Below are 21,090 nucleotides of genomic sequence, written 5' to 3'. Positions count from 1 at the left end.
AAGGCGAAGGAGGAGGTCAGGAGAGGGAGCTCGCAGCGAAGTATCGCAAATGGGCGGAGCCCTGAACTCTGCTCGTAGGTCGAGGAACAGCACGGAGCTCAATCATGTCGGCGACGTGCTAGCGGCTTGCGATTTTTGAAACGTGATTGGCGGTCCCCAACTTGTTTGCTGACGACCTTGAGATCGACATGCCAATTATGATGCTTTGCGGGGAAGCACCATTGAGAGTGTCCTGTGATCTGACGAAGCTTGCTGAAATAGTGGGTTGCAAACGCAGATAGGAACACGTGGTGGTGGCCGAATTGCACAAGGGTTGTCCCGTGAGCTAGAGGCACAGCCCTGAAAGAGTTGTCGCAAGACAGCCCCAAGACCATTCAGTCCACGAAAGTTGGCTGGTCTTGGGTTTCTAAATCAGGTGGTTTGAGGCTTTCGCAAAACCGATCGACTGCATTTATCGACTGATGCTGCCTGTCGCCATCGGTAATATTGGTTCGTTCCCTGCTGATCAAATCCGATGAAATCGGTAGTCTGCGACCCGTTTCTGGTCCAACCGGAGTTAGGTTCGCTGTCGTTCATGCGGTGCTCTACTGCGTTCCAGTCGTACCATTGGAAAAGTCCACTCACCGAACGACCCTTCCGTGTGGATGACCACACCCGAATTTTCCATCGCGATTTCTCGGTGGAAACCGGTAGCAACGCTCAATACCGAGTCTGCTCGCAGACTGAGGGTACACATAGAGGTAGAAAATTTTTCGAACTCAAAAATTCCCTTTATTTTCAATAAAAAAGAGAAAGGTTCGATTCCGGCTTCGGCACCATGAATATCAAGGGCTGCGTGAGATACCTCATGCAGGCCCTTAGTTTTTTCTTGCCGCAATTCCTATTTTGTAGACGTCACCTTCTTCCCTTTGCGGTGGCGGATGTATTGCTTAGTCATCACTACGGTGGTGTGACCAAGCTGGTCCATTACCTCCCGGATGTTGCCGGTTGACTCAGAAACTGCCCCGTCCTCGGATCGAAGTGGCGCACAAAGTGAACGTGCCTGGAACCGAAGGGCTGGTCGCTGACCCCGGGCCCTCTGATCACCTTGACGCTGTTCATCCGGTGGATCGGTATGAAGTGCCGGTTATCCATTGGTACGAAATGCCGGTTGTGCATTGGCACGAAATGCCGGTTTCCCATATGAAACGGGCCCGTGTGGAAATGGTGGAATTGCCCGCATTGCTGTGGCTGCCCACTGACCAGAACGGTCGGGTGAGGATTTTGACCGAGGCCGCCACCGCTGATTGCCTCCAGGGAGAGGCTGCTTGCCAGAAGCCCCGCGACCAAGAGCAGGAGCTGTTTGAAGATACGCATAGCGCCACCTCTGACGGTCCCCCTGCACTAAATTATAGTGCGCCATGGACCCCGGCCTGGCCTTGGCGCTGAAGTAGACATCTAACCAAACGGCGGGTGAGCAGAAAGTAATAACCTATAAATTACCTTCTAATTCATTGTGTTACAGAGCGGATGTCCTAATTTTTACCATATCTCGGCACGACCCCGAAAAGATGCCGCAAAAAAATCTCAAACCACTGGGTATAAGGCTTGTGGCGGCGTGCCTCGGAAAGAATTGAGGCAGGAATATTCGTGTAAGCTATTGAATTATATTAAGATATCGAGTTGAATTAAAATCCCCCGCTCGTAAGGGCGTGCCGGGTCGATTCCGGCTTCTTACCATGAATATCAAGGGCTTGCGTGAGATACCTAATGTAGGCCCTTTTTCTTTACTCTGCAAAAACCAGCCTCTGCTCCAATCCATCACGTTACGCATCCGAACGGACTACCCGGTCATGCCCACGCAAAAAGAATCACCTCAGGCATGAAGTCCTTGCAGGGCCTGGCTTTGCAATAGGGACTTACAAAGCAGTCTCTCAATAAGGGTGACGTGGTCAAGATGGATGTCTTCTGAAGTTTTTGCCTGCAACTGCCGACTCAAGCTCCTTGCAGTAATCAGAGGGCACTTTATGCCCTTATTTTTTTTGAGGGTGCTGGATGAAACAAAGACAGGTTTCGCTGTTGGCTTTGTTGTTTATGTTTTTGACAGGTTGCACGACTACGCCACCCAAAGATCAAAGCAATCTCTGCAGTATTTACCGTGAGTATCCCGACTGGTACGAGGACTCGCTGGAAATGCAGAATGAATATGGGACGCCTGCGCATGTGGCCATGGCGATAATGAAGCAGGAAAGCAGCTACGTGGCTGACGCATTGCCGCCTCGTGACTACCTGCTCTGGGTGATCCCTTGGGGGCGAGTCAGTTCGGCTTATGGTTATGCGCAGGCTCAAGATCCGGTGTGGGGCGAGTACAGGGACGATACTGGCAACGGCGGTTCGCGTGACAGCTTCGACGACGCGATCATGTTTATCGGTTGGTACACCACTGGCACCCACCGCCAGCTCGGAATCTCCAAATGGGACACCTACAATCAGTACCTGGCTTACCACGAGGGGCGTGGGGGCTATAGCCGCAATACCTATCGCAGTAAGCCGTGGCTGATGCAGGTTGCCCAGAAAGTGCAAAAGCAGTCAGAGATTTACAGCGCCCAACTCAAGCAGTGTCGTCAGGAGTTGGAAGACGAACGTAGTGGGTGGTTTTAGCGCGGCAAAGCCATTGATTCCGTTGCCCGGCATTCTCTGAAATCAAGGGTTCGCGAGCGAACGCTGTGCAAACCCTTGGTTGTTTCTGCTTCATTTCATCTGTCTAGATCGTGGTTGCCTGATGTTTTTCAGGACGCCGGATCTGCCTTGCGGCGATCGCTGCCGGTCGGGTTGCCGGTATTGATCAGTCTTCTTTCCAGCAGTACGTTTTCCAAAGCCTGGCGGTCTGACGGGTTCATTTGATGTTCTCGCTCCTTGAGTTCCAACAGGATCGGGCTGGACCATTGGCGATAGGTTTGTTCAGCACTACGATTGGGTGACATGGGTACCTCCTTGATCAGGCTCCTGCCAATAAAGGCGCCGCAGTTCGATACGCAAAATACCCTAGTCGACGAAGCGGGTTCTCGCCACTGCTTTACGTCGGACTTGCATTTCCCCAGATGCCCGTAGCGGCCGTGCGCTGTACGTAGTCGCTAAAGTCGCGTGCCGGCCGACCCAGTGCCCGTTGTACGCCATCGGTCACGGGCGTGTTGCGGCCATCGAGCACAGTCGTGAACAGATACAGCACCAGATCGATCAACTCCGGGGGAAGTTGTTCCTGTTCCAATGCTTGTCGATAGGCATCCGCTGGTACGGCCACGAATTCGATGTTGCGATGGGTGGAGCGGGCGATCTCGGTCACGGCTTCGGCAAAGGTCAGCGCCCGAGGGCCAGTCAATTCATAGAGCTGGTTGGTGTGTCCGGGTTGGGTCAGTGCGGCGACGGCGCACTCGGCGATGTCCTCTGCATCGACAAAGGGTTCGGCGACTCGGCCGACGGGGAGTGCGAGTTCGCCTTGCAGAATGGGTTCAAGAAAGTGCGCCTCGCTGAAATTCTGGCAGAACCAACTGGCCCGCAGAATCGTCCAGTCAATCCCGCTGTTCTGTACGACGCGTTCGGCCTGTTCCGCCTCGATCTCACCACGCCCGGATAACAAAACCAGTTTGCGGACTCCGCTTTTCACTGCCAGGTCGGTGAACGCCTGAATGGTTTCAAGGGCGCCTGGAACGGCGAGATCAGGTTGGAAGGAAATGTAGACCGCATGAGCGCCATCTATCACCGCGTCCCAGGTTGATCGATCTTCCCAGTCGAAAGGGGGATTCGCATCGCGGGAGCCTTGGCGAACGGGCAAGCCGGCCGCTTCGAGTCGTTGTGTGATTCGCCGCCCGGTTTTGCCCGTGGCGCCAAGGACCAGTGTGATTGGTTGATCGGTTTTCATCGCGTTCATCTCCATCGGTTAATGTGAGTGATACTCACGTTTAAAAGATGATAGATACTCATGTTTTGTCGTCAACCCATCAGATCGAATTGCCCGACGTGTGGACATCTGATATTGGGCGTAAGGAGTGGCGATGCTAAGGTGAGTACATGTCACGTTATTGACCGGGAAATTCGCTCGTGCGCAAAAAAACCTCTGAAACCCCCGAACAGCCTGCTGCGCAAGCGGTTCGACGCAATCCCATGCAACAGCGCAGCCGTGAGCGTCAGGAGCGGATATTGGCGATGGCGACTCAATTGATCGCAGACAAGGGCAGCGATCAGCTCAAGATGAGTGAAATCGCCGAGCGCTCCGAAATCTCGATCGGTTCTCTTTATCAGTACTTTCCCGACAAGAGTTCCGTCATCCGGATGCTGGCCGAACGCTACAACGCTGAGAGCCGTCGTTGCATTACAGAGGCAATGGAGGCGGTCGAGGATGCCCAGGGTTTGCAGGCGGCTTATTCGCAGTTGCTCGATCAGTATTACGAGATCGTGATGGCGACACCGGTGATGCGTGACATCTGGTCCGGCATGCAGGCCGACAAACAGTTGTTGCAGCTGGAGCTGGGGGAGAGTCGGGTTGCCGGAGCGCTGTTGGCCCAGGCCATGCTTCGCGTATTTCCGCAAAGCGATGAGCTACAGGTTCAGGAGTCCGCGTTTTTGATTTGGCACCTGGGCGAGGCGACCATGCGGTTGGCTGTCACTTGTACGCCAGAGGAAGGACGCGCGCTGGTCGAGGCGTTCAAGCGCATGTCCCTGCGCGAGGTCATGGACCCAGCGTGCAGGGACATCTAATCGCAGTAAAAGCCTGGCAGTTGTTTCAATTTCCTAAACGAAAGGTTGGCCGGTAAAGCCGCGCGGCAGTCGTTGCAGGCCGGCCATCGCAGTCAGTCGCTCGGTCCAGGCTGAACGCCAGTTATTGGCGGTGTGGACGGCTTTGGCTTTGCGTGCTGCGCGGCGGGCAGCGTTGCGTTCGGTCTTGCGGGCTTCCTTGTATGCGTCGGTGTTTCGGCAGCTTCTGCATTTCACCCGATTGAGCTCGCGGGTCGATACGAGGTTGTTGCCGTTGTGACCGCAGGCCAGGTGCCCGCTGACTTTGAAGTGAGTGACCATTGGAACGTCTCCTTGGTGACGTGTGATCGGTTGACCCCACGTGAGCGGTGACGTTCGTTTGGTTTTGCGCAACAAAAAATCCCGGCGCCAGGTCGGGTTGTGAGAGAGGGTGAAAACCTGGTAGGCAGCCAAACGTTCGGAGACGTCACCGTCACCGATCATGCTGCCCGAATCGGACCTGTCCTCGTACCGCAAATCCGCGACGGATCATCTGAACCGGGGCAGAGGCGGGTCGACAGGTTTGAGTGACGACAGCGTGTGCCGAATCAGCGGCGCGTCCTTCTCGATGTCGTTCAGGCGATCACGAATTCTGAGGGCGGTGGGGTGCCCGCCTTGATGATCGACCCAGTCGGCGATTTCCTTGCAGGCCGCGGCCAAGCGGGCCTGACGGGAGTCCAGCAAGGTGAGCAGGGTAGTGATGGACTCTTTTTCGGACATGGGAGACACCTCCGTTCAAGAAACCTGAGTGTGGCAGCAAAAAGCCCGCCGGGAGCGAGCTTTCTGCCGAATGGGTTACTGATCCTTCTGCAATTTCAGTATAGACCCGTTCAAAAATGGTGACGGGCCGTCAACTTTGTCGGGCTGTCACTTGTGATTTAGCGTTCAACAACCGGCAAACGCGCTGGGCGTCTTCCTCAACATCGTAGCCGTCACCGATGAAGCCTTGGGTTCGGGTATCGGCGATGCGGTACCAGGCCGCGGCATCCGGTGGCAGGTGGTCATATTCACCCGCACGGCGGCCATGGATGATGATCCTGTTGCAACGCTTCACTACGAAAATGTCTTCCATGGCGTCTCCGCAGCTGATTCGTGTACAGATCAACTATAGAAGCCATTGGTGATCGTGCAAAAAACAGGCAGGTTAATTCGTCGGCTCAGGTGCCGCCGGATTTACGCCAGCACCGCGACCGCTTTGATTTGTGCCCAGAGTTGCTGACCGGAATGGACGTTCAATTGGTCGCGGGAATAACGCGTGATCCGTGCAAGCAGCGGCGAGCCTGCGGCGTCCAGGCGAATCAGCACATGGGCGGCGTTGTCGGCATTCATTTCACTGACCACCGTGACCGGCAGGCGATTGAGAATGCTGCTTTGCTCGGCACTGTGCAGGCTCAGGCTCACATCCCGCGCCTGGACCTTGCAGCGCAGTGTCTGACCCGTATCCATCGGTGTGTGAGGCACACGAATGTTGAGAGTGGTGTCGGGCAACTGCAGGCTGAGCAGTTGATAGTCGGCGTCATAGGCGCTCACGCGACCTTCGATCACCACACCGGCGTCATCCCCCATTGCCAGCGGCAAGTCGAGGCGCGCCAGGGTCTGGCCGATCGGGCCGCTGGCCAGCGCTTTGCCGTTGCTCAGCAACACGATATGGTCGGCCAGCCGCGCGACTTCATCCTGGGAGTGGCTGACGTACAGCACCGGGATGTCGAGTTCGTCGTGCAGACGTTGCAAGTAGGGCAGGATTTCACTTTTGCGCTGGGCATCGAGCGCGGCCAGAGGCTCGTCCATCAACAGCAGTTTCGGGCTGGTGAGCAGTGCGCGGGCCATGCCGACGCGCTGTCGCTCACCGCCCGAAAGGTGTTGTGGGTGCCGGTCCAGCAAATGGCTGATGCCCAGCAACTCGGTGGCGTGGGCCATATCGACCCGACGCTGCGACTTGGGGATGCGCTTGAGGCCGAACTCCAGGTTGGCCAACACCGACAGATGAGGAAACAGGCTGGCTTCCTGGAACACGTAGCCGAGCGCGCGTTTGTGCGGCGCGACGAACACCCTGTTTTCGCTGTCTTGCCAGACTTCATCGTTGACCTGGATAAAGCCTTGATCGGCCCGTTCCAGGCCGGCAATGCAGCGCAGGCAAGTGGTCTTGCCCGAGCCGGAGTGACCGTAAAGCGCAGTGACGCCACGCCCCGGCAGTTGCAGGTCGACGTCCAGGGCGAAGCTCGAGTAGCGTAGTTTCAGGCGCATTTGAATCATCGATCAGCTCCAGCCCACTTTGGTTTTTCGGCTGGAATACAGCGCCAGCAAGACGACAAACGAGAACATCAGCATCGCCCCGGCCAGCCAATGGGCCTGGGCATATTCCATGGCTTCGACGTGATCGTAGATCTGCACCGAGACCACGCGGGTCTTCTCGGGAATGTTGCCGCCGATCATCAGCACTACGCCGAACTCGCCGACGGTGTGAGCGAAGCCGAGAATGGCGGCGGTAATGAAACCGGGGCGGGCCAGGGGCAGCGTCACGCTGAAAAAGGTGTCCCAGGGATTGGCCCGCAGCGTCGCGGCCACTTCGAGCGGGCGCGTGCCGATTGCGGAAAATGCGTTTTGCAGCGGCTGGACCACGAACGGCATCGAATACAACACCGAACCGATGACCAGCCCCGCAAAACTGAAGGTGAGGGTGCCAAGGCCGAGTGATTGGCTGAGTTGGCCGATGTACCCGTGAGGGCCGAGCGCCAGCAACAGATAAAAACCAATCACTGTCGGCGGCAGCACCAGGGGCAGGGCAACAATCGCCCCGACCGGGCCGCGCAGCCAGGAGCGGGTGCGCGAGAGCCATAGCGCAATCGGAGTGCCGACAATCAGCAGGATGACGGTCGTCAGGGACGCCAGTTTCAGGGTCAGCCAGATGGCGGAATAATCGGCACTCGATAGCGACATTTAGATTTCGTAACCGTAGGACTTGATGACAGCTGCCGCTTTCGGCCCCTTGAGGTAGTCAACCAGTGCCTTGGCGGCCGGGTTGTCCTTGCCCTTGTTGAGAATCACAGCGTCCTGTTTGATCGGGTCGTGCAGACTGGCTGGAACGATCCAGGCCGAACCGCTGGTGATCTTGCCGTCCTTGTAGATCTGCGACAGGGCGACAAAACCCAACTCGGCATTGCCGGTGGAGACGAATTGGTAGGCCTGGGTGATGTTCTGGCCTTCAACGATCTTCGCTTTGACCTTGTCGGTCAGACCTTCCCTGGCCAACACCTGGGTCGCCGCCAGGCCATACGGTGCAGCTTTCGGGTTGGCGATGGACAGGTGCTGGTATTCGTTCTTTTTCAGCACATCGCCCTTGGCATCGACGTAGCCTTCTTTGGCCGACCACAGTGCCAGCGTGCCGACCGCGTAAGTGAAGCGCGACCCCTTGACGGTATCGCCTTCGGCTTCAAGTTTTTGCGGGGTGCTGTCGTCTGCCGAGAGGAACACTTCGAACGGCGCGCCGTTTTTGATCTGGGTGTAGAACTGGCCGGTGGCACCAAAGGAGGTGACCAGCTTGTGCCCGGTGTCTTTTTCGAAATCAGCGGCGATGGCCTGGATGGGCGCGGTGAAGTTGGCGGCGACAGCCACCTGGACTTCGTCCGCCTGGGCTGAGCCGAAGGCGAATATGGCGAGAAGGCTTGTCAGGCAGGCAGGGGCAAAACGTGAGGCACCAATGGTCATGAAACGGCTCCGTTAAAGGCAATTGCAGCAGGTTAATCGTTATGTACAAAAATATATAGCGAATTGCCTTTGAACGGAATGTGCTGTCACAAAACTGTATACAATTTTAACGCAAGTGCTGCTCAGGGGTGACGTAGCAGTCTGGCTAATCCTTCTTCAGCCAGCTGTCGAGTGAGTGCCGCGGTGGTCAATTCAACCCCGAGGGTAAAGGCCTGGCCGGCCCAGAGGTTGCTGAAGTCCGCTTCACCTTTGGCCCGCAGAGGCATCAGCGCGCCACCGGCAAGGGGGAAGGCCGGGGCCTTGGCGCTCATGGGCCCCAGTTCACGCATCACCCGATTGAGGATGCCCCGGGCCGGGCGACCGGTGAACACGTTGGTGACGGCCGTCTCGCTTTCCCTGGCGGTGCGCAAGGCTTTGTGATGGGACGGACTGACCTTGGCCTCTGGGGTGAACAGGTACGCCGTACCCACCTGTACCGCCGAAGCGCCCAGCATGAAGGCGGCGGCGACGCCTCGTGCGTCAGCGATGCCGCCGGCGGCAATCACCGGCACTTTCACCGCATCGACGACTTGCGGCACCAGGGCGAAAGTCCCCACCTGACTGCTCAGGTCATCGCTGAGAAACATCCCGCGATGGCCCCCGGCTTCGTAGCCCATGGCAATGATTGCATCGCAGCCATGCTGCTCAAGCCACACCGCTTCTGCGACGGTGGTGGCCGAGGACAGCACTTTCGCACCGGTGGCTTTGACCCGGTCAAGCAGGGATTTTTCCGGCAGGCCAAAGTGAAAACTCACCACTTCAGGGCGAAACGCTTCGACCACTTCGCAGGCGGCGTTATCGAACGGCGCCCGGTTGGACACCGGTGTTGGCGCCTCAAAGTCGGCGCCGAGTTCCTGGTAGTAGGGTTGCAGCAGGTTTTTCCAGTCCTGCGCGCGTTGCTCGTCAGGAGCTGGCGGTTGATGGCAGAAGAAGTTGACGTTGATCGGGCGCTGGGTGTGTTGGCGGATGGTTTTCAGCTCTTCGCGCAGTTGATCGGTGCTGAGCATCGCCGCTGGCATCGAGCCCAGGCCGCCGGCATTGCAGGCTGCAATCACCATGGACGAGTTCGTGGCACCGGCCATCGGCCCCTGAATGATCGGCAGTTCGATTCCGAGCAGGTCAAGAATGCGGGTATCTGGCCATTGGTTCATGTGCTGTGTTCTCCGACGTTGAAGCAGGGCAGGGACGGTAGAACAGGATTTGTAACGCAACGACTGGCGCAAGGCCAGTCGTCATTTCAGTACTTCAAGCTTTCTTCAGCGTCGATGGAAGCCTCCACCTCCGCCACCGAAGGAGTGATTCATCACTTGGGAAGAGTTATGGAATTGGCAGATTGGCTTAAAGTCGAGTACGACAATCTGCTGCCATGTGTTATTTCCACTGTACCCCAACCAGACTGATTCCATTGAGAGGCCGTAATGTTCAAAGGTATTTTGATCGACAAAGACGACAGCGGTTACCGGGCCACACTGCAAGAGATCCAGGACGATCAGTTACCCGAGGGCGATGTCACGGTGCGCGTTGCCTATAGCACGCTGAACTTCAAGGATGGCCTGGCGATCACCGGCAGCAGCCCGGTGGTGCGTAAATTCCCGATGGTGCCGGGCATCGATCTGGCCGGTGTCGTTGAAGTCAGCGACCATCCGGACTACAAGGTCGGTGACCAGGTCCTGCTCAATGGCTGGGGCGTGGGTGAAGGGCATTGGGGGGGATTGGCGCAGAAGGCTCGCCTGAACGGTGACTGGCTGATCCCGCTGCCCAAGGCATTCACCGCTGCCCAGGCGATGGCCATCGGTACGGCGGGCTACACGGCCATGCTGTGCATCCTGGCCCTTGAGCACAATGGCGTTACGCCCGAACAGGGTGAAATCCTGGTCACCGGCGCCAACGGTGGTGTCGGCAGTTTCGCCATCGCGTTGCTGAACAAGCTCGGCTACCGGGTGGTGGCTTCCACCGGGCGTACGTCGGAGCATGACTACCTGAAGCAACTGGGTGCTGGCGAAATCATAGACCGCGCCACGCTGTCCGAGCCAGGCAAGCCGCTGGCCAAGGAACGTTGGGCGGCCGTCATCGACTCGGTCGGCAGCCACACCCTGGCCAACGCTTGCGCCAGCACCAGGGCCAATGGCACCGTCGCGGCATGCGGTCTGGCGCAAGGCATGGACTTTCCGGCATCCGTTGCGCCGTTCATTTTGCGCGGCGTGACCCTGGCCGGTATCAACAGCGTGACCCAGCCCAAGGCCAAGCGCGTAGAGGCCTGGAATCGCCTGGCCAAGGATCTGGATTTCAACCTGTTGCCGCTTATCAGTCACGAAATCGGCTTGAGCGAAGCCATCGAAGCCGCGCCGCGCTTGCTTGCCGGGCAGTTGCGCGGGCGCGTGGTAGTGGATGTGAATCGCTGATTACGGCGACTCGCGCTCCAGCAACTGCCGTTTGCGCTCGACACCCCAGCGATAGCCCGACAGATTTCCGTCGCTGCGCACCACGCGATGGCAAGGGATCGCCACGGCCAGGCTGTTCGCGCCGCAGGCTTGAGCCACGGCGCGAACGGCTTTCGGCGAACCGATGCGTAGGGCGATGTCGGCGTAGCTCGCCGTGCTTCCGGCAGGGATCTCCCGCAGCGCTTGCCAGACCCTTTCCTGAAATGCGGTGCCGCGCACGTCCAATGGCAAATCAAGGCCAATGGCCGGCGCCTCAATAAAGCCGACGACCCTGGCAATCAACGCCTCGAACTTCTGGTCAGCACCAATCAGGTTGGCGCGCCGAAACTTGTCTTGCAGATCACAAACCAGTTGGTGCGGATCATCGCCGAGCAGGATCGCGCAGACCCCGCGCTCACTCTGCGCCACCAGAATCGCGCCCAGCGAACACTGGCCGACGGCAAAACGAATGTCGTTGTTTTGACCGGCGGCGCGGTAGTCCCCGGGTTTCATTCCCAGCAGTTGGTCTGCCGCTTCATAAAACCGGCTGTTGGAGTTGAAGCCGGCGTCATACAGGGCATCGGTCACCGAGCCGCCGTCTGCCAGTCGCTCGCGCACCTTGCGTGAACGATGGGCATCGGCGTAGCCCTTGGGCGTCAGGCCGGTGACGGCTTTGAACACACGATGGAAGTGAAAGCTGCTCAGTCCCGCCGCCTCGGCCAATTCGCCCAGGGCCGGCAGCGTTTCGGCGGTTTCGATCTGGCGGCACGCGGCTGCCACGGTGGCGGCATGTTGCGCGGCGAGTTCGCTCTGATCCTTTGTCGCGCGTTTGCTCGGACGATAACCCGCGGCCCGGGCCTGTTCGGCGCTATCGAAGAATTCGACATTGTGTGGTTTGGGCAAGCGCGCGAGGCTGCTGGGGTTGCAATAGATGCCTGTGGTCTTCACGGCATAGACAAACTGCCCGTCAGCCTTGGGATCGCGCGCGACCACGGCGGCCCAGCGCGGATCGTTTTCGATGGAGATCTTGGTCGATTGGGTAGTCATGGCGTCACGTCCATTGAGGGGTTGCCTGCACATTAACCATGGGGCAATTCCCACACACTCCGGCGCTTGCGGTCAAATTCGAAGTCTTTATCTGGCGGTGCGGAAGGTGAAGTTGATGCGTTGCTCGCCCAGTCTCGGGTGATGGCCGTCCTTGATCGGCAACACGCCGTGATAACGCAGGCGATCCACGCCACCCCAGACGACGATGTCGCCATGCAGCAGGGGGATGCGCTGGCTTTTATCGCCGCGTGCAAAGCCACCGAACAGGAACATCGCCGGTAGGCCCAGGGATACCGAAACGATGGGGGCTGCGTAGGAATGTTCGTCCTTGTCTTGATGCAATGACATTTTTGCCCCGGGGATGTAGCGGTTGATCAGGCAGGAATCCGGGGCAAAACCGGTGAACCCTGCTGCCTGCGCCGCCGCTTGCGCCAGTTGGAAAAACACCTCGGGCATCATCGGCCAGGGCCGACCGGTTTGTGGATCGTCGCGGGTGTACCGATAACCGCTACGATCAGTGGTCCAGCCGAATTGACCGCAACTGCTCAGGGCGACCGACATGGTAAAGCCACCGGGCGTGACCATCTGCCGAAACGGCGCGGCCGTCAGCACCGCCTCCAGGGTAGGCAGCAAACGCTCCAGCCAGGGCAGGGCGAAGCCTCTGAGTACGTAGGACTGTTCACCGATCTGCTCGCGCCTGGGCTGTTGCTCGGGCTCTGCATCGGCAAACAGATCGAAAGTCAGCGGATTCATGGGTTCATGACGCATCGTGAAAGATGATTCCAAGGGTATGCCGTTTGCCGCTGTGCAGGCAACTCACGCCGTGACGCAGGGTCACGCGATAGTAACCGCGAACGCCTTTGACCGGCCGCTGGTTGACGGCAAAGATCAACCCGTCGCCTTTCTTCAGGCTGATGACCATCGGGCGTGACTGCATTCGCGGGCGCTGTTCGGTCAGGACAAACTCGCCACCGGTGAAGTCTTCATCGGGTTCCGACAGCAGAATCGCTACCTGCAGTGGGAAAACATGCTCACCGTATAAATCCTGATGCAAACAGTTGTAGTCCTGCGGACCATATTGCAGCAATAACGGTGTCGGACGGTTCTGAGCAGCGGCATGACAGCGTTCGAGGAAGGCTTGATGGGTTTCAGGAAAACGCTCGGGCAAACCCATTTGTTCCTGCCAGCGATTGGCGATGGGCACCAGGCGCGGGTAGAGCGCACTGCGCAAGCGGGCCACCAATTCCGGCAACGGGTAGTTGAAATACTTGTATTCGCCGCGGCCGAACCCGTGACGAGCCATCACCACGTGCGAGCGAAAGGGCTCGGTTCGAGGGTACAAGGTGCTGACCTGATCACAAGCCTTGTGGCTCAACAGTGACGGGATGACGGCGTAACCGTCCTGATCAAGTCGCTGTTCCAGCCGGGGCCAGTCCAGCCTGTCCAGATATTGCTCGCTCATTGCCGGGCCTCTTGTTGTTGAGGTGGCCAGTCTGCATGGCAAGGATGAAGCAAGCACTCCGGTGCTTGCGGTCGAATTGCGAGTGGGAGCTGACGTCCATTGTCGCTCCGGATCGCGTTACAGCGCTTTGCTGACGCTGATTTCGCTGATGACGTCGTCCTGTCCATGAATGGCATCCAGCGCCGCTTTGGCTTCTTCTGCGGTACCGTTTTCAAGCTGGGCAAACTCGAAGCGGCGCTCACCGTTGAGTTTGTATTTGATGACGTACTTGGTCGTTTGGGCCACGGTTGTATCTGCCTGTCTTGTGTTTCGGGTTCGCTGATCAGCTCAGTTTCGTGCTGGAACGGCGAATGATTTTGATCGAGTGGGTCAGGGTGGGTTTGCGCGTCACGCTGATAGCGCGGCGGTTGACGGTGTCGATCGTGATGTTCCAGAAACCGGTGCTAGGAGCGGTGATGCGGGCCGGAAACGTGTCGAATGCGCCGCCGTGATAGGTGTGACGACCGCCATTCTTGAAGCTGCGGAAGTTGGCGTCGTTCATCAAGCGGATGTTGCACATTTGGGAGCATTGAATGACGACAATGTCGTCTTCATTGAGGTGCTCGCGCTGATGGATAAATTTCATGAGGCGCCTCCAGAAGGGCTTTTTCTACAAAATCAAAACGATAGCATGGGCGATTGGCGCAGTTTATCAGCCCGAAGGGCTTATTATCCGGCCACTTTGACAATTAAAAACGCTAATTTCACGTTTGATGAGCGATAAAGCAGTTTGTCTCGGAGAAAAAACGCATCTGCGCTGTCCGAGCCTCTTTATCGGAGGTTTTGTATGAAGTGGGGTTTTTTGGTTCTTTCGCTGGCGGTATTGGTGAGTGGTTGTGCGAACGTCTCGGAAATCAACGAGTCGCTGCCGACCATGAACGTGATTTCTGGCAAGAAACCCCATGAATATGCGCAATGCCTGAGCGAAAAACTGGCCGACAGTCGTGGCGCCTTGCAAATCGAGCCGCACAAGGATGGGTTGCGTGTCATCGTGCCACTCAAGTATTCCTCGGGCCCGTCTGCCGTATTCGACATTGAAGAGCGTTCGGGTGGCAGCAGCATCAAGCTGCACGAGAGCATGTCCAATGTCCCGGTGCGTCCAATGGACGTACAGAATGCTGCCAACGAGTGCATTTCCGGCTGATAGACTGTCGACGATCAGCACCGATGCCGCCAAAGCCATGCTTTGGCGGCATCGTCATTTCTGGAGTCGAACATGAAGCGAGAGCAGGTCCGGGAGCGCCATGCAGAGGGTTTAATCTCTGCCACTCATGTGATTCAGAATCCGGCGGAGCTGGGGGAATGGATCGTGTTTTTCAAGAAAAGCGCCGGGCGCAGCTATTTCCTGGTGGATGACAATGATGAAGTCGAGTCTTTCAGTCGCCTTGATGATTTGATCGATACAGTGCGTGGACTTGGGATCAAGTTCGCCGAAATTCATCTGTAGGGCCGAGCGCCTTCTTTGCAGACCACCACGACACTGCGGCTCTTGTAGTTGCCGATATCGGCGCCGAGGGTCTTGTCGCTCTCCTTGAGCGAGGGCGTGCCATCGGTTCCGACAATCTTGTAGCCGGTGCCGGCACAGGACGCATCGGCCTTTTCGTAGCACGCAGCCCAGGAATTGGCTTCCCCGGAGCAATCAATCGATAGGCCTTGTTCTCCGTTGCCCAGGTAGGTTTCTTCCGACGTTGCGCAGCCGCTCAGGGCCAATACCGCTAGCAAAGGCAAAATTTTGTTCATGGCTTGATCATCATCAGGGGAGGGGCTAAGGCTGAGACAGCGCCGCAGGCAAAAGGTTATAGCCAAACGCCACGTTATTGCATGCATTCATAAAAAAGCCCTGCGCAATGGCAGGGCTATTCGCATTGGACGTCGATCAGCTATTGTCCTTGCCACGTCGCTTGGGCTCCGGGTGCTCAAGCTCCAGCACCGAGGCCACTTCGATTGCCAGGGCTTCGGAAGGGAAAGGTCCGGCGATATTTTCACCGGCGACACTGGCTACCCACCATTGACCGTCTTTCACCTGATTGATCAGGAATCCGTTGACGCTTTTTACTGCCGACATCTATTTGCCTCGTTGTCTGGTTCAATCGCGCCATGATACCGCCAAACGCACTCAACGGGTGCCGAAGGGCGTATGGTGCTTCGTTCCTGGCGGTTGAAAGCCGTGCAATTGCGCAAGTCTCTGCTATGCATAAGGGCTTGCGCAGGGAACTATCGGCCAGTTTATTTCTCTATGTTGGCATCGGTTAGCCAGCGCGGGGGCATTGTAAGGTGCACGCCGCCTGATTAGACTGCGCCGAAACTCGTACACGCACAGCCCTTACAAGGACTTATATGATCAAGAAATGCTTGTTCCCAGCAGCCGGCTACGGCACTCGCTTCCTGCCAGCGACTAAAGCCATGCCCAAAGAAATGCTGCCGGTGGTGAACAAGCCACTGATCCAGTACGGCGTTGAAGAAGCACTGGACGCTGGCTTGAACGAAATCTCCATCGTCACCGGTCGCGGCAAGCGCGCCCTGGAAGACCACTTCGACATCAGCTACGAGCTGGAAAACCAGATCAAGGGCACCGACAAGGAAAAATACCTGGTCGGCATCCGCCGCCTGTTGGATGAGTGCTCGTTCTCCTACACTCGCCAGACTGAAATGAAAGGTTTGGGTCACGCGATCCTGACCGGTCGTCCACTGATCGGCGACGAGCCGTTCGCCGTGGTGTTGGCGGACGACCTGTGCGTCAACCTGGAAGGTGACGGCGTACTGAAGCAGATGGTCAAGCTGTACAAGCAGTATCGCTGCACCATCGTCGCGATCATGGAAGTCGACCCGCAAGAAACCAGCAAGTACGGTGTGATTGCCGGCGACCTGATTGGTGACGACCTGTACCGCGTGCGCAACATGGTCGAGAAGCCAAAGCCGGAAGATGCCCCGTCGAACCTGGCGATCATCGGTCGCTACATCATGACGCCGGACATCTTCAGCCTGATCGAACAAACCGATCCAGGCAAAGGTGGCGAGATCCAGATCACTGACGCCTTGATGAAACAGGCGCAGGATGGTTGCGTGATTGCCTACAAGTTCAAGGGCAAGCGTTTCGACTGCGGTGGCGCCGAAGGCTACATCGACGCAACCAACTTCTGCTTCGAGAACTTCTACAAGACGGGCAAGGCGTACTGATAGCCAGCAACCTGTTTGTATTGAAAAGCCACCTTCGGGTGGCTTTTTCATTTTCCGGCCTCATATCGTGTGCAGCGCTTGCCCCACAAATGTCTGCGGGTATGCTGGTCACCTGCCGAGGAGATTGAAAATGGCCTACGATTTTGACCTTTATGTGATTGGTGCCGGTTCCGGCGGTGTACGGGCTGCACGCTTTGCCGCCGGGTTCGGCGCGAAAGTGGCCGTGGCCGAGAGCCGCTACCTGGGCGGGACCTGTGTGAATGTCGGCTGCGTGCCGAAAAAATTGCTGGTCTACGGTGCGCACTTTGCCGAAGACTTCGAGCAGGCTTCCGGTTTTGGCTGGAGCCTGGATGAAGCGCAGTTCGACTGGCCGACTTTGATCGCCAACAAGGACCGCGAGATCAATCGCCTCAATGGCATTTATCGCAACCTGCTGGTTAACAGCGGCGTGACCTTGCATGAAGGTCACGCCAGGATCGTCGATCCACATCAGGTCGAGATCAATGGCGAGCGCTTTACCGCCAAAAACATCCTGATCGCTACCGGCGGCTGGCCGCAGATTCCGGAGATTCCGGGGCACGAGCATGCCATCAGTTCCAACCAGGCGTTCTTCCTCAAAGAACTGCCCAAGCGAGTGTTGGTAGTGGGCGGTGGTTATATTGCGGTCGAGTTCGCCGGGATCTTCCACGGTCTGGGCGCCGAGACCACGCTGCTGTACCGCGGTGAACTGTTCCTGCGCGGCTTTGATGGCTCTGTGCGCAAGCATTTGCAGGAAGAATTGACCAAGCGCGGCATGGACCTGCAATTCAACGCGGACATCGAGCGCATCGACAAACAGGCCGACGGCAGCCTGAAAGTCACGCTCAAGGATGGTCGCCAACTGGAGACCGATTGCGTGTTCTACGCCACGGGCCGTCGTCCGATGCTGGACAATCTCGGGCTGGAAAACACCGGGGTCAAACTCGACAGGAAAGGCTTTGTCCAGGTCGATGAGCTGTATCAGACCGCCGAGCCGTCGATCCTGGCGCTGGGCGATGTGATCGGCCGCGTTCAGTTGACACCGGTTGCCCTGGCAGAAGGCATGGCGGTGGCGCGACGCCTGTTCAAGCCCGAGCAGTATCGTCCGGTGGATTACAAGATGATCCCGACGGCGGTGTTCAGCCTGCCAAACATTGGCACCGTCGGTCTGACCGAAGAAGAGGCCCGCGAAGCCGGCCACGACGTGGAGGTCTTCGAAAGCCGCTTCCGGCCGATGAAGCTGACCCTGACCGAATGCCATGAGCGCACGCTGATGAAGCTGGTGGTGGACGCCAGGACCGACAAGGTCTTGGGTTGCCATATGGTCGGCCCGGACGCCGGTGAAATCGTCCAGGGCCTGGCGATTGCCTTGAAGGCCGGCGCCACCAAGCGCGACTTCGACGAAACCATCGGGGTGCATCCGACGGCCGCCGAAGAGTTCGTCACCATGCGTACGCCGGTCGCCGGTTAATTGTCCTTCGCTGCGTCTGCCGCTGCCGCAAGGGTCGCGGCCAGACGTACGCGTTCTTCCAGATCCGCCCGGGTCTTGGCCAGATCCATTTCCAGTGACCTATTGAGCTGCGACTGCTCATCGACGTTCTGTTTGAGTGCCTGGCTTTCCAGCAGGGCAACGCGCAGGCGTTCCTGGAGGAGGGTGCGCTCGCCGTCGACGCGGGTGGCCTGTTCCAGCAACTGATCCTGACGGCTATTGCTTTGCTTGAGCTGTTCTTGCAGCAGGCTCAGCTCTCGCAATGTGCCGCGGTTTTCAGTCAGCAAGCGTTCATTGTCACGGTGCAATTGGGTGATTTCATCCTGGCGTACCAGTGCGCTTTGTTGTGCCTGGCGCAGTTCCATCTGTAGCTGTTGCACCTGGCCTTCATGGCGACTCATTTCCTGTTCGCGCTGTTCCTTGACCGCATTGCGGTAGTGCTCCAGCGCGTCGCGAGTGTGCAGGTGTTTTTCTTCAAGGGAGCGGATCTGCTCGTCCTTGTCCTTCAGGCGCAGTTCGAAATCGGCCAGCGCCTGGTTCAGTCCTGCGTTGCGGGTTTGCTCCGTTTGCAGAATGGCGCGGGTTTCGTGCAGGGCCTCGGACTCCTGAGTCAGCGCCAGGCTCTGAAATTCGTATTGCTGGTGCAGTTCGCTGTTGGCTTCTTGGGCTTCGCCGAGCTGGTTTTCCAGCGCTTTGCGTTGTTCTTCGTACTGCGTGCGCGCCTGATCGATAGGTTCTTGCGCCTGCTCCTTGAGCCGTTGCGCGAGCCGCGCCACCAGCGCCATCAGTTCGTCGTCAATCGGCTCTGTCGGCGCTTCGACAGGTTCAACCCTGTCATCGAGCTCCTTGAGATAGCGATGGATCGTGGTTTTCGAACCGGTATTGCCCATCTCGATGCGTACGGCATCGATGCTGGGGTTTTCGCCGCGGGCGAGGATCGCCAACCGAGCGGCTTGAACCACCGCTTTATTTACACCGCCGCGTGCCATGAGTTCTCCCGGGTTTTGATGATGTGGTACGTACCACGTAAATACACATTGTACCATTCAATCCATAAAGTTAAATACTGTATGCTATTAACACGGGATATACTGGTATTACCCCGTGTGATACGCCAAGTACCGGTTTTTGACCCGTCAAAGCGGTATGAATTCAAGAGTTGACCCCATGACCGAGCTGGATCGTTACCTGCAGGCTGCGACACGCGACAACACTCGCCGCAGCTATCGCGCGGCCATCGAACACTTTGAGGTGACATGGGGTGGTTTTCTGCCGGCCACCGGCGACAGCGTGGCGCGGTATCTGGTGGCGCATGCCGGGGTGTTATCGATCAATACGCTCAAGTTGCGGCTTTCGGCGCTGGCGCAGTGGCACAACAGTCAGGGCTTTGCCGATCCCACCAAGGCGCCGGTGGTGCGCAAAGTATTCAAGGGTATTCGTGCGCTGCACCCGGCCCAGGAAAAACAAGCCGAACCCTTGCAGCTTCGGCATCTGGAACAGGTGGTCAGTTGTCTGGAGCTAGAAGTGCAAACCGCCAGGGCCGCAGGCGACCGGCCGGGTTTGCTGCGGGCCAGGCGCGACATGGCGTTGATTCTGCTGGGCTTCTGGCGCGGCTTTCGCAGTGATGAGTTGTGCCGGCTTCAGGTTGAACACGTGCAGGCCAGCGCCGGTTCCGGCATCAGTCTCTATCTGCCGCGCAGCAAGAGTGATCGCGACAACCTCGGCAAGACCTATCAGACGCCTGCCTTGCAACGCTTGTGTCCGGTGCAGGCTTATATCGACTGGATTACCGAGGCGGCACTGGTACGTGGGCCGGTGTTCCGTGGTATCGACCGTTGGGGGCATTTGGGTGAGGAGGGATTGCACGCCAATAGCGTGATTCCGTTATTGCGTCAGGCGTTGGCGCGGGCGGGTATCGCCGGCGAGCTTTACACCAGTCACTCCTTGCGCCGTGGCTTTGCGACCTGGGCGCATCAAAGTGGCTGGGATTTGAAGTCGCTGATGAGCTATGTAGGCTGGAAAGACATGAAGTCAGCCATGCGTTACATCGAAGCCAGTCCGTTCCTCGGCATGGCGCGCATCACAGAAAAGCCCGTGTCACCCTAGATACCGTTTTCTTCTATTAATACAGCTGGCTAATAGCGAAAGCCAATCAGCAGCATCAGGTTTGCCAATGAGCCTTCCGTTCGTCGAGTGGGTAAAGTTCTCTCCATCAACTTCTTAACCCCTGACGGAGAGTCAACGATGCCTATCATCAACAGCCAAGTTAAACCGTTCAAAGCTGACGCATTCAAAAATGGCGACTTCGTGAAAGTCTCGGACGCTGACCTGAAAGGAAAGTGGTCTGTGGTGTTCTTCTACCCGGCCGACTTCACCTTCGTCTGCCCGACCGAGCTGGAAGACCTGGCCGACAACTACGACGCGTTCCAGAAGCTGGGCGTCGAGATCTACAGCGTTTCTACCGACACCCATTTTGCCCACGCTGCCTGGCACAACACTTCGCCAGCCATCGGCAAGATCCAGTACACCATGATCGGCGACCCGACCCACGTCATCTCCCGCAACTTCGACGTGCTGATCGAAGAAGCCGGTCTGGCTGACCGTGGCACCTTCGTGATCAACCCTGAAGGCCAGATCAAGATCGTTGAACTGAACGATGGCGGTGTAGGTCGTGACGCTTCCGAGCTGCTGCGCAAGATCAAGGCAGCCCAGTACGTCGCTGCTCACCCAGGCCAGGTTTGCCCAGCCAAGTGGAAAGAAGGTGAGGCCACTCTGGCACCGTCCCTGGACCTGGTCGGCAAGATCTAAGTCTGTGACGCGCTTCATCAGGGCGGACTTCCGCACCTTCTAAGCAAGCTGCACCGCCCAATAAAAACGCCCGGGCGAGATTCGCTCGGGCGTTTTTTTGTCTCAAGAATTCAAGG

At 57.7% G+C, this 21,090-nt stretch carries 27 protein-coding genes and 1 pseudogene; 9 read left to right on the top strand and 19 right to left on the bottom strand.

The window, feature by feature from the left end:
• Window positions 1-101: 101 nt before the first annotated feature.
• Both AC1DWG_RS02555 and AC1DWG_RS02550 read right to left on the bottom strand, forming a co-directional pair.
• Window positions 102-293 (bottom strand): annotated as a pseudogene (locus AC1DWG_RS02555) (site-specific integrase); the annotation flags it as partial.
• Window positions 294-966: 673 nt separating this feature from the next.
• Window positions 967-1,356: a hypothetical protein gene (locus AC1DWG_RS02550; RefSeq protein WP_477762051.1), complete on the bottom strand. Its 390-nt coding sequence runs from the start codon at window positions 1,354-1,356 to the stop codon at window positions 967-969.
• Between the two features lie 678 nt (window positions 1,357-2,034).
• Here AC1DWG_RS02550 and AC1DWG_RS02545 point away from each other — a divergent pair.
• Window positions 2,035-2,640 (top strand): transglycosylase SLT domain-containing protein, encoded by a 606-nt coding sequence (locus AC1DWG_RS02545; RefSeq protein ID WP_477762050.1) that lies wholly within the window; start codon window positions 2,035-2,037, stop codon window positions 2,638-2,640.
• Window positions 2,641-2,768: 128 nt separating this feature from the next.
• Here the strand turns inward: AC1DWG_RS02545 and AC1DWG_RS02540 are convergent, their stop codons facing one another.
• Window positions 2,769-2,963: a hypothetical protein gene (locus AC1DWG_RS02540; protein WP_477762049.1), complete on the bottom strand. Its 195-nt coding sequence runs from the start codon at window positions 2,961-2,963 to the stop codon at window positions 2,769-2,771.
• Between the two features lie 92 nt (window positions 2,964-3,055).
• Window positions 3,056-3,898 carry an NAD(P)H-binding protein gene (locus AC1DWG_RS02535; protein WP_477762048.1) on the bottom strand — a complete coding sequence of 281 codons (843 nt, stop codon included), beginning with the start codon at window positions 3,896-3,898 and terminating at the stop codon, window positions 3,056-3,058.
• 179 nt (window positions 3,899-4,077) lie between these two features.
• Here AC1DWG_RS02535 and AC1DWG_RS02530 point away from each other — a divergent pair, with 179 nt between their 5' ends.
• Window positions 4,078-4,734, top strand: a complete 657-nt coding sequence (locus AC1DWG_RS02530) for a TetR/AcrR family transcriptional regulator (protein WP_477787190.1) — start codon at window positions 4,078-4,080, stop codon at window positions 4,732-4,734.
• 33 nt (window positions 4,735-4,767) lie between these two features.
• Here AC1DWG_RS02530 and AC1DWG_RS02525 read toward each other — a convergent pair whose 3' ends face one another.
• The 7 genes from AC1DWG_RS02525 to AC1DWG_RS02495 all read right to left on the bottom strand — a co-directional run bounded on the left by AC1DWG_RS02525 (window position 4,768) and on the right by AC1DWG_RS02495 (window position 9,665).
• Window positions 4,768-5,052 carry a hypothetical protein gene (locus tag AC1DWG_RS02525; RefSeq protein WP_477762046.1) on the bottom strand — a complete coding sequence of 95 codons (285 nt, stop codon included), beginning with the start codon at window positions 5,050-5,052 and terminating at the stop codon, window positions 4,768-4,770.
• 207 nt (window positions 5,053-5,259) lie between these two features.
• A complete protein-coding gene (locus AC1DWG_RS02520; protein ID WP_477760451.1) occupies window positions 5,260-5,490 on the bottom strand; it encodes a hypothetical protein in 231 nt (76 codons plus the stop codon).
• A 130-nt stretch (window positions 5,491-5,620) separates the two neighbouring features.
• Window positions 5,621-5,842 (bottom strand): hypothetical protein, encoded by a 222-nt coding sequence (locus AC1DWG_RS02515; protein WP_477787189.1) that lies wholly within the window; start codon window positions 5,840-5,842, stop codon window positions 5,621-5,623.
• Between the two features lie 101 nt (window positions 5,843-5,943).
• Window positions 5,944-7,023 (bottom strand): molybdenum ABC transporter ATP-binding protein, encoded by a 1,080-nt coding sequence (gene modC, locus AC1DWG_RS02510; protein ID WP_477755541.1) that lies wholly within the window; start codon window positions 7,021-7,023, stop codon window positions 5,944-5,946.
• 3 nt (window positions 7,024-7,026) lie between these two features.
• On the bottom strand, window positions 7,027-7,707 hold the full coding sequence (modB, locus tag AC1DWG_RS02505) for a molybdate ABC transporter permease subunit (RefSeq protein WP_477762044.1): 681 nt from the start codon (window positions 7,705-7,707) through the stop codon (window positions 7,027-7,029).
• Window positions 7,708-8,475: a molybdate ABC transporter substrate-binding protein gene (gene modA, locus AC1DWG_RS02500; RefSeq protein WP_477762043.1), complete on the bottom strand. Its 768-nt coding sequence runs from the start codon at window positions 8,473-8,475 to the stop codon at window positions 7,708-7,710.
• 122 nt (window positions 8,476-8,597) lie between these two features.
• The gene (locus AC1DWG_RS02495; RefSeq protein ID WP_477787188.1) at window positions 8,598-9,665 is read right to left on the bottom strand and encodes an NAD(P)H-dependent flavin oxidoreductase; all 1,068 of its coding nucleotides are present in this window, start codon (window positions 9,663-9,665) and stop codon (window positions 8,598-8,600) included.
• Between the two features lie 267 nt (window positions 9,666-9,932).
• On the opposite strand from AC1DWG_RS02495, the gene acuI reads away from it, so the two are divergent.
• Entirely contained in the window at window positions 9,933-10,916 is a 984-nt protein-coding gene (acuI, locus tag AC1DWG_RS02490) for an acrylyl-CoA reductase (NADPH) (protein WP_477762042.1), read from the top strand.
• Here acuI and ada read toward each other — a convergent pair whose 3' ends face one another.
• From ada to AC1DWG_RS02465, 5 genes are all read right to left on the bottom strand, one after another.
• Window positions 10,917-11,981, bottom strand: a complete 1,065-nt coding sequence (ada, locus tag AC1DWG_RS02485) for a bifunctional DNA-binding transcriptional regulator/O6-methylguanine-DNA methyltransferase Ada (RefSeq protein ID WP_477787187.1) — start codon at window positions 11,979-11,981, stop codon at window positions 10,917-10,919.
• A gap of 87 nt (window positions 11,982-12,068) precedes the next feature.
• A complete protein-coding gene (gene alkB, locus AC1DWG_RS02480; RefSeq protein WP_477787186.1) occupies window positions 12,069-12,749 on the bottom strand; it encodes a DNA oxidative demethylase AlkB in 681 nt (226 codons plus the stop codon).
• Entirely contained in the window at window positions 12,739-13,443 is a 705-nt protein-coding gene (locus AC1DWG_RS02475) for a 2OG-Fe(II) oxygenase (RefSeq protein WP_477787185.1), read from the bottom strand. Before AC1DWG_RS02475 ends, alkB begins: the two co-directional genes overlap by 11 nt.
• A 117-nt stretch (window positions 13,444-13,560) precedes the next feature.
• Entirely contained in the window at window positions 13,561-13,728 is a 168-nt protein-coding gene (locus AC1DWG_RS02470) for a hypothetical protein (RefSeq protein ID WP_007985513.1), read from the bottom strand.
• A 37-nt stretch (window positions 13,729-13,765) separates the two neighbouring features.
• Complete coding sequence (locus tag AC1DWG_RS02465) at window positions 13,766-14,068, bottom strand: DUF1883 domain-containing protein (protein WP_007912251.1); 303 nt, start codon at window positions 14,066-14,068, stop codon at window positions 13,766-13,768.
• Between the two features lie 201 nt (window positions 14,069-14,269).
• Between AC1DWG_RS02465 and AC1DWG_RS02460 the strand changes: the two genes are divergently transcribed.
• Entirely contained in the window at window positions 14,270-14,626 is a 357-nt protein-coding gene (locus AC1DWG_RS02460; protein WP_218430727.1) for a hypothetical protein, read from the top strand.
• Between the two features lie 72 nt (window positions 14,627-14,698).
• A complete protein-coding gene (locus AC1DWG_RS02455; RefSeq protein WP_046038394.1) occupies window positions 14,699-14,929 on the top strand; it encodes a hypothetical protein in 231 nt (76 codons plus the stop codon).
• On the opposite strand, the gene AC1DWG_RS02450 is transcribed toward AC1DWG_RS02455, so the two are convergent.
• Window positions 14,920-15,222 carry a hypothetical protein gene (locus AC1DWG_RS02450; RefSeq protein WP_477756505.1) on the bottom strand — a complete coding sequence of 101 codons (303 nt, stop codon included), beginning with the start codon at window positions 15,220-15,222 and terminating at the stop codon, window positions 14,920-14,922. The two genes, AC1DWG_RS02455 and AC1DWG_RS02450, sit on opposite strands and share 10 nt — an antisense overlap.
• A gap of 136 nt (window positions 15,223-15,358) precedes the next feature.
• Complete coding sequence (locus AC1DWG_RS02445; protein ID WP_477756506.1) at window positions 15,359-15,547, bottom strand: hypothetical protein; 189 nt, start codon at window positions 15,545-15,547, stop codon at window positions 15,359-15,361.
• Window positions 15,548-15,819: 272 nt separating this feature from the next.
• Between AC1DWG_RS02445 and galU the strand changes: the two genes are divergently transcribed.
• Both galU and gorA read left to right on the top strand, forming a co-directional pair.
• Complete coding sequence (galU, locus tag AC1DWG_RS02440; RefSeq protein ID WP_093220174.1) at window positions 15,820-16,659, top strand: UTP--glucose-1-phosphate uridylyltransferase GalU; 840 nt, start codon at window positions 15,820-15,822, stop codon at window positions 16,657-16,659.
• Window positions 16,660-16,789: 130 nt separating this feature from the next.
• Window positions 16,790-18,148, top strand: a complete 1,359-nt coding sequence (gene gorA, locus AC1DWG_RS02435; protein WP_477787184.1) for a glutathione-disulfide reductase — start codon at window positions 16,790-16,792, stop codon at window positions 18,146-18,148.
• Here gorA and AC1DWG_RS02430 read toward each other — a convergent pair.
• Window positions 18,145-19,155 carry a DNA-binding protein gene (locus tag AC1DWG_RS02430; RefSeq protein ID WP_477762036.1) on the bottom strand — a complete coding sequence of 337 codons (1,011 nt, stop codon included), beginning with the start codon at window positions 19,153-19,155 and terminating at the stop codon, window positions 18,145-18,147. The two genes, gorA and AC1DWG_RS02430, sit on opposite strands and share 4 nt — an antisense overlap.
• 178 nt (window positions 19,156-19,333) lie before the next feature.
• Here AC1DWG_RS02430 and AC1DWG_RS02425 point away from each other — a divergent pair, with 178 nt between their 5' ends.
• Both AC1DWG_RS02425 and ahpC read left to right on the top strand, forming a co-directional pair.
• Window positions 19,334-20,272, top strand: a complete 939-nt coding sequence (locus AC1DWG_RS02425; RefSeq protein WP_477755296.1) for a site-specific integrase — start codon at window positions 19,334-19,336, stop codon at window positions 20,270-20,272.
• 138 nt (window positions 20,273-20,410) lie between these two features.
• Window positions 20,411-20,974 carry an alkyl hydroperoxide reductase subunit C gene (gene ahpC, locus AC1DWG_RS02420; RefSeq protein ID WP_085725808.1) on the top strand — a complete coding sequence of 188 codons (564 nt, stop codon included), beginning with the start codon at window positions 20,411-20,413 and terminating at the stop codon, window positions 20,972-20,974.
• The last annotated feature ends 116 nt before the right edge of the window (window positions 20,975-21,090 follow it).

The organism is Pseudomonas sp. P4_B3 (assembly GCF_056402295.1).
Note: the sequence above shows the minus strand (reverse complement) of the source record. Positions and strands in the feature narration are given on the sequence as shown.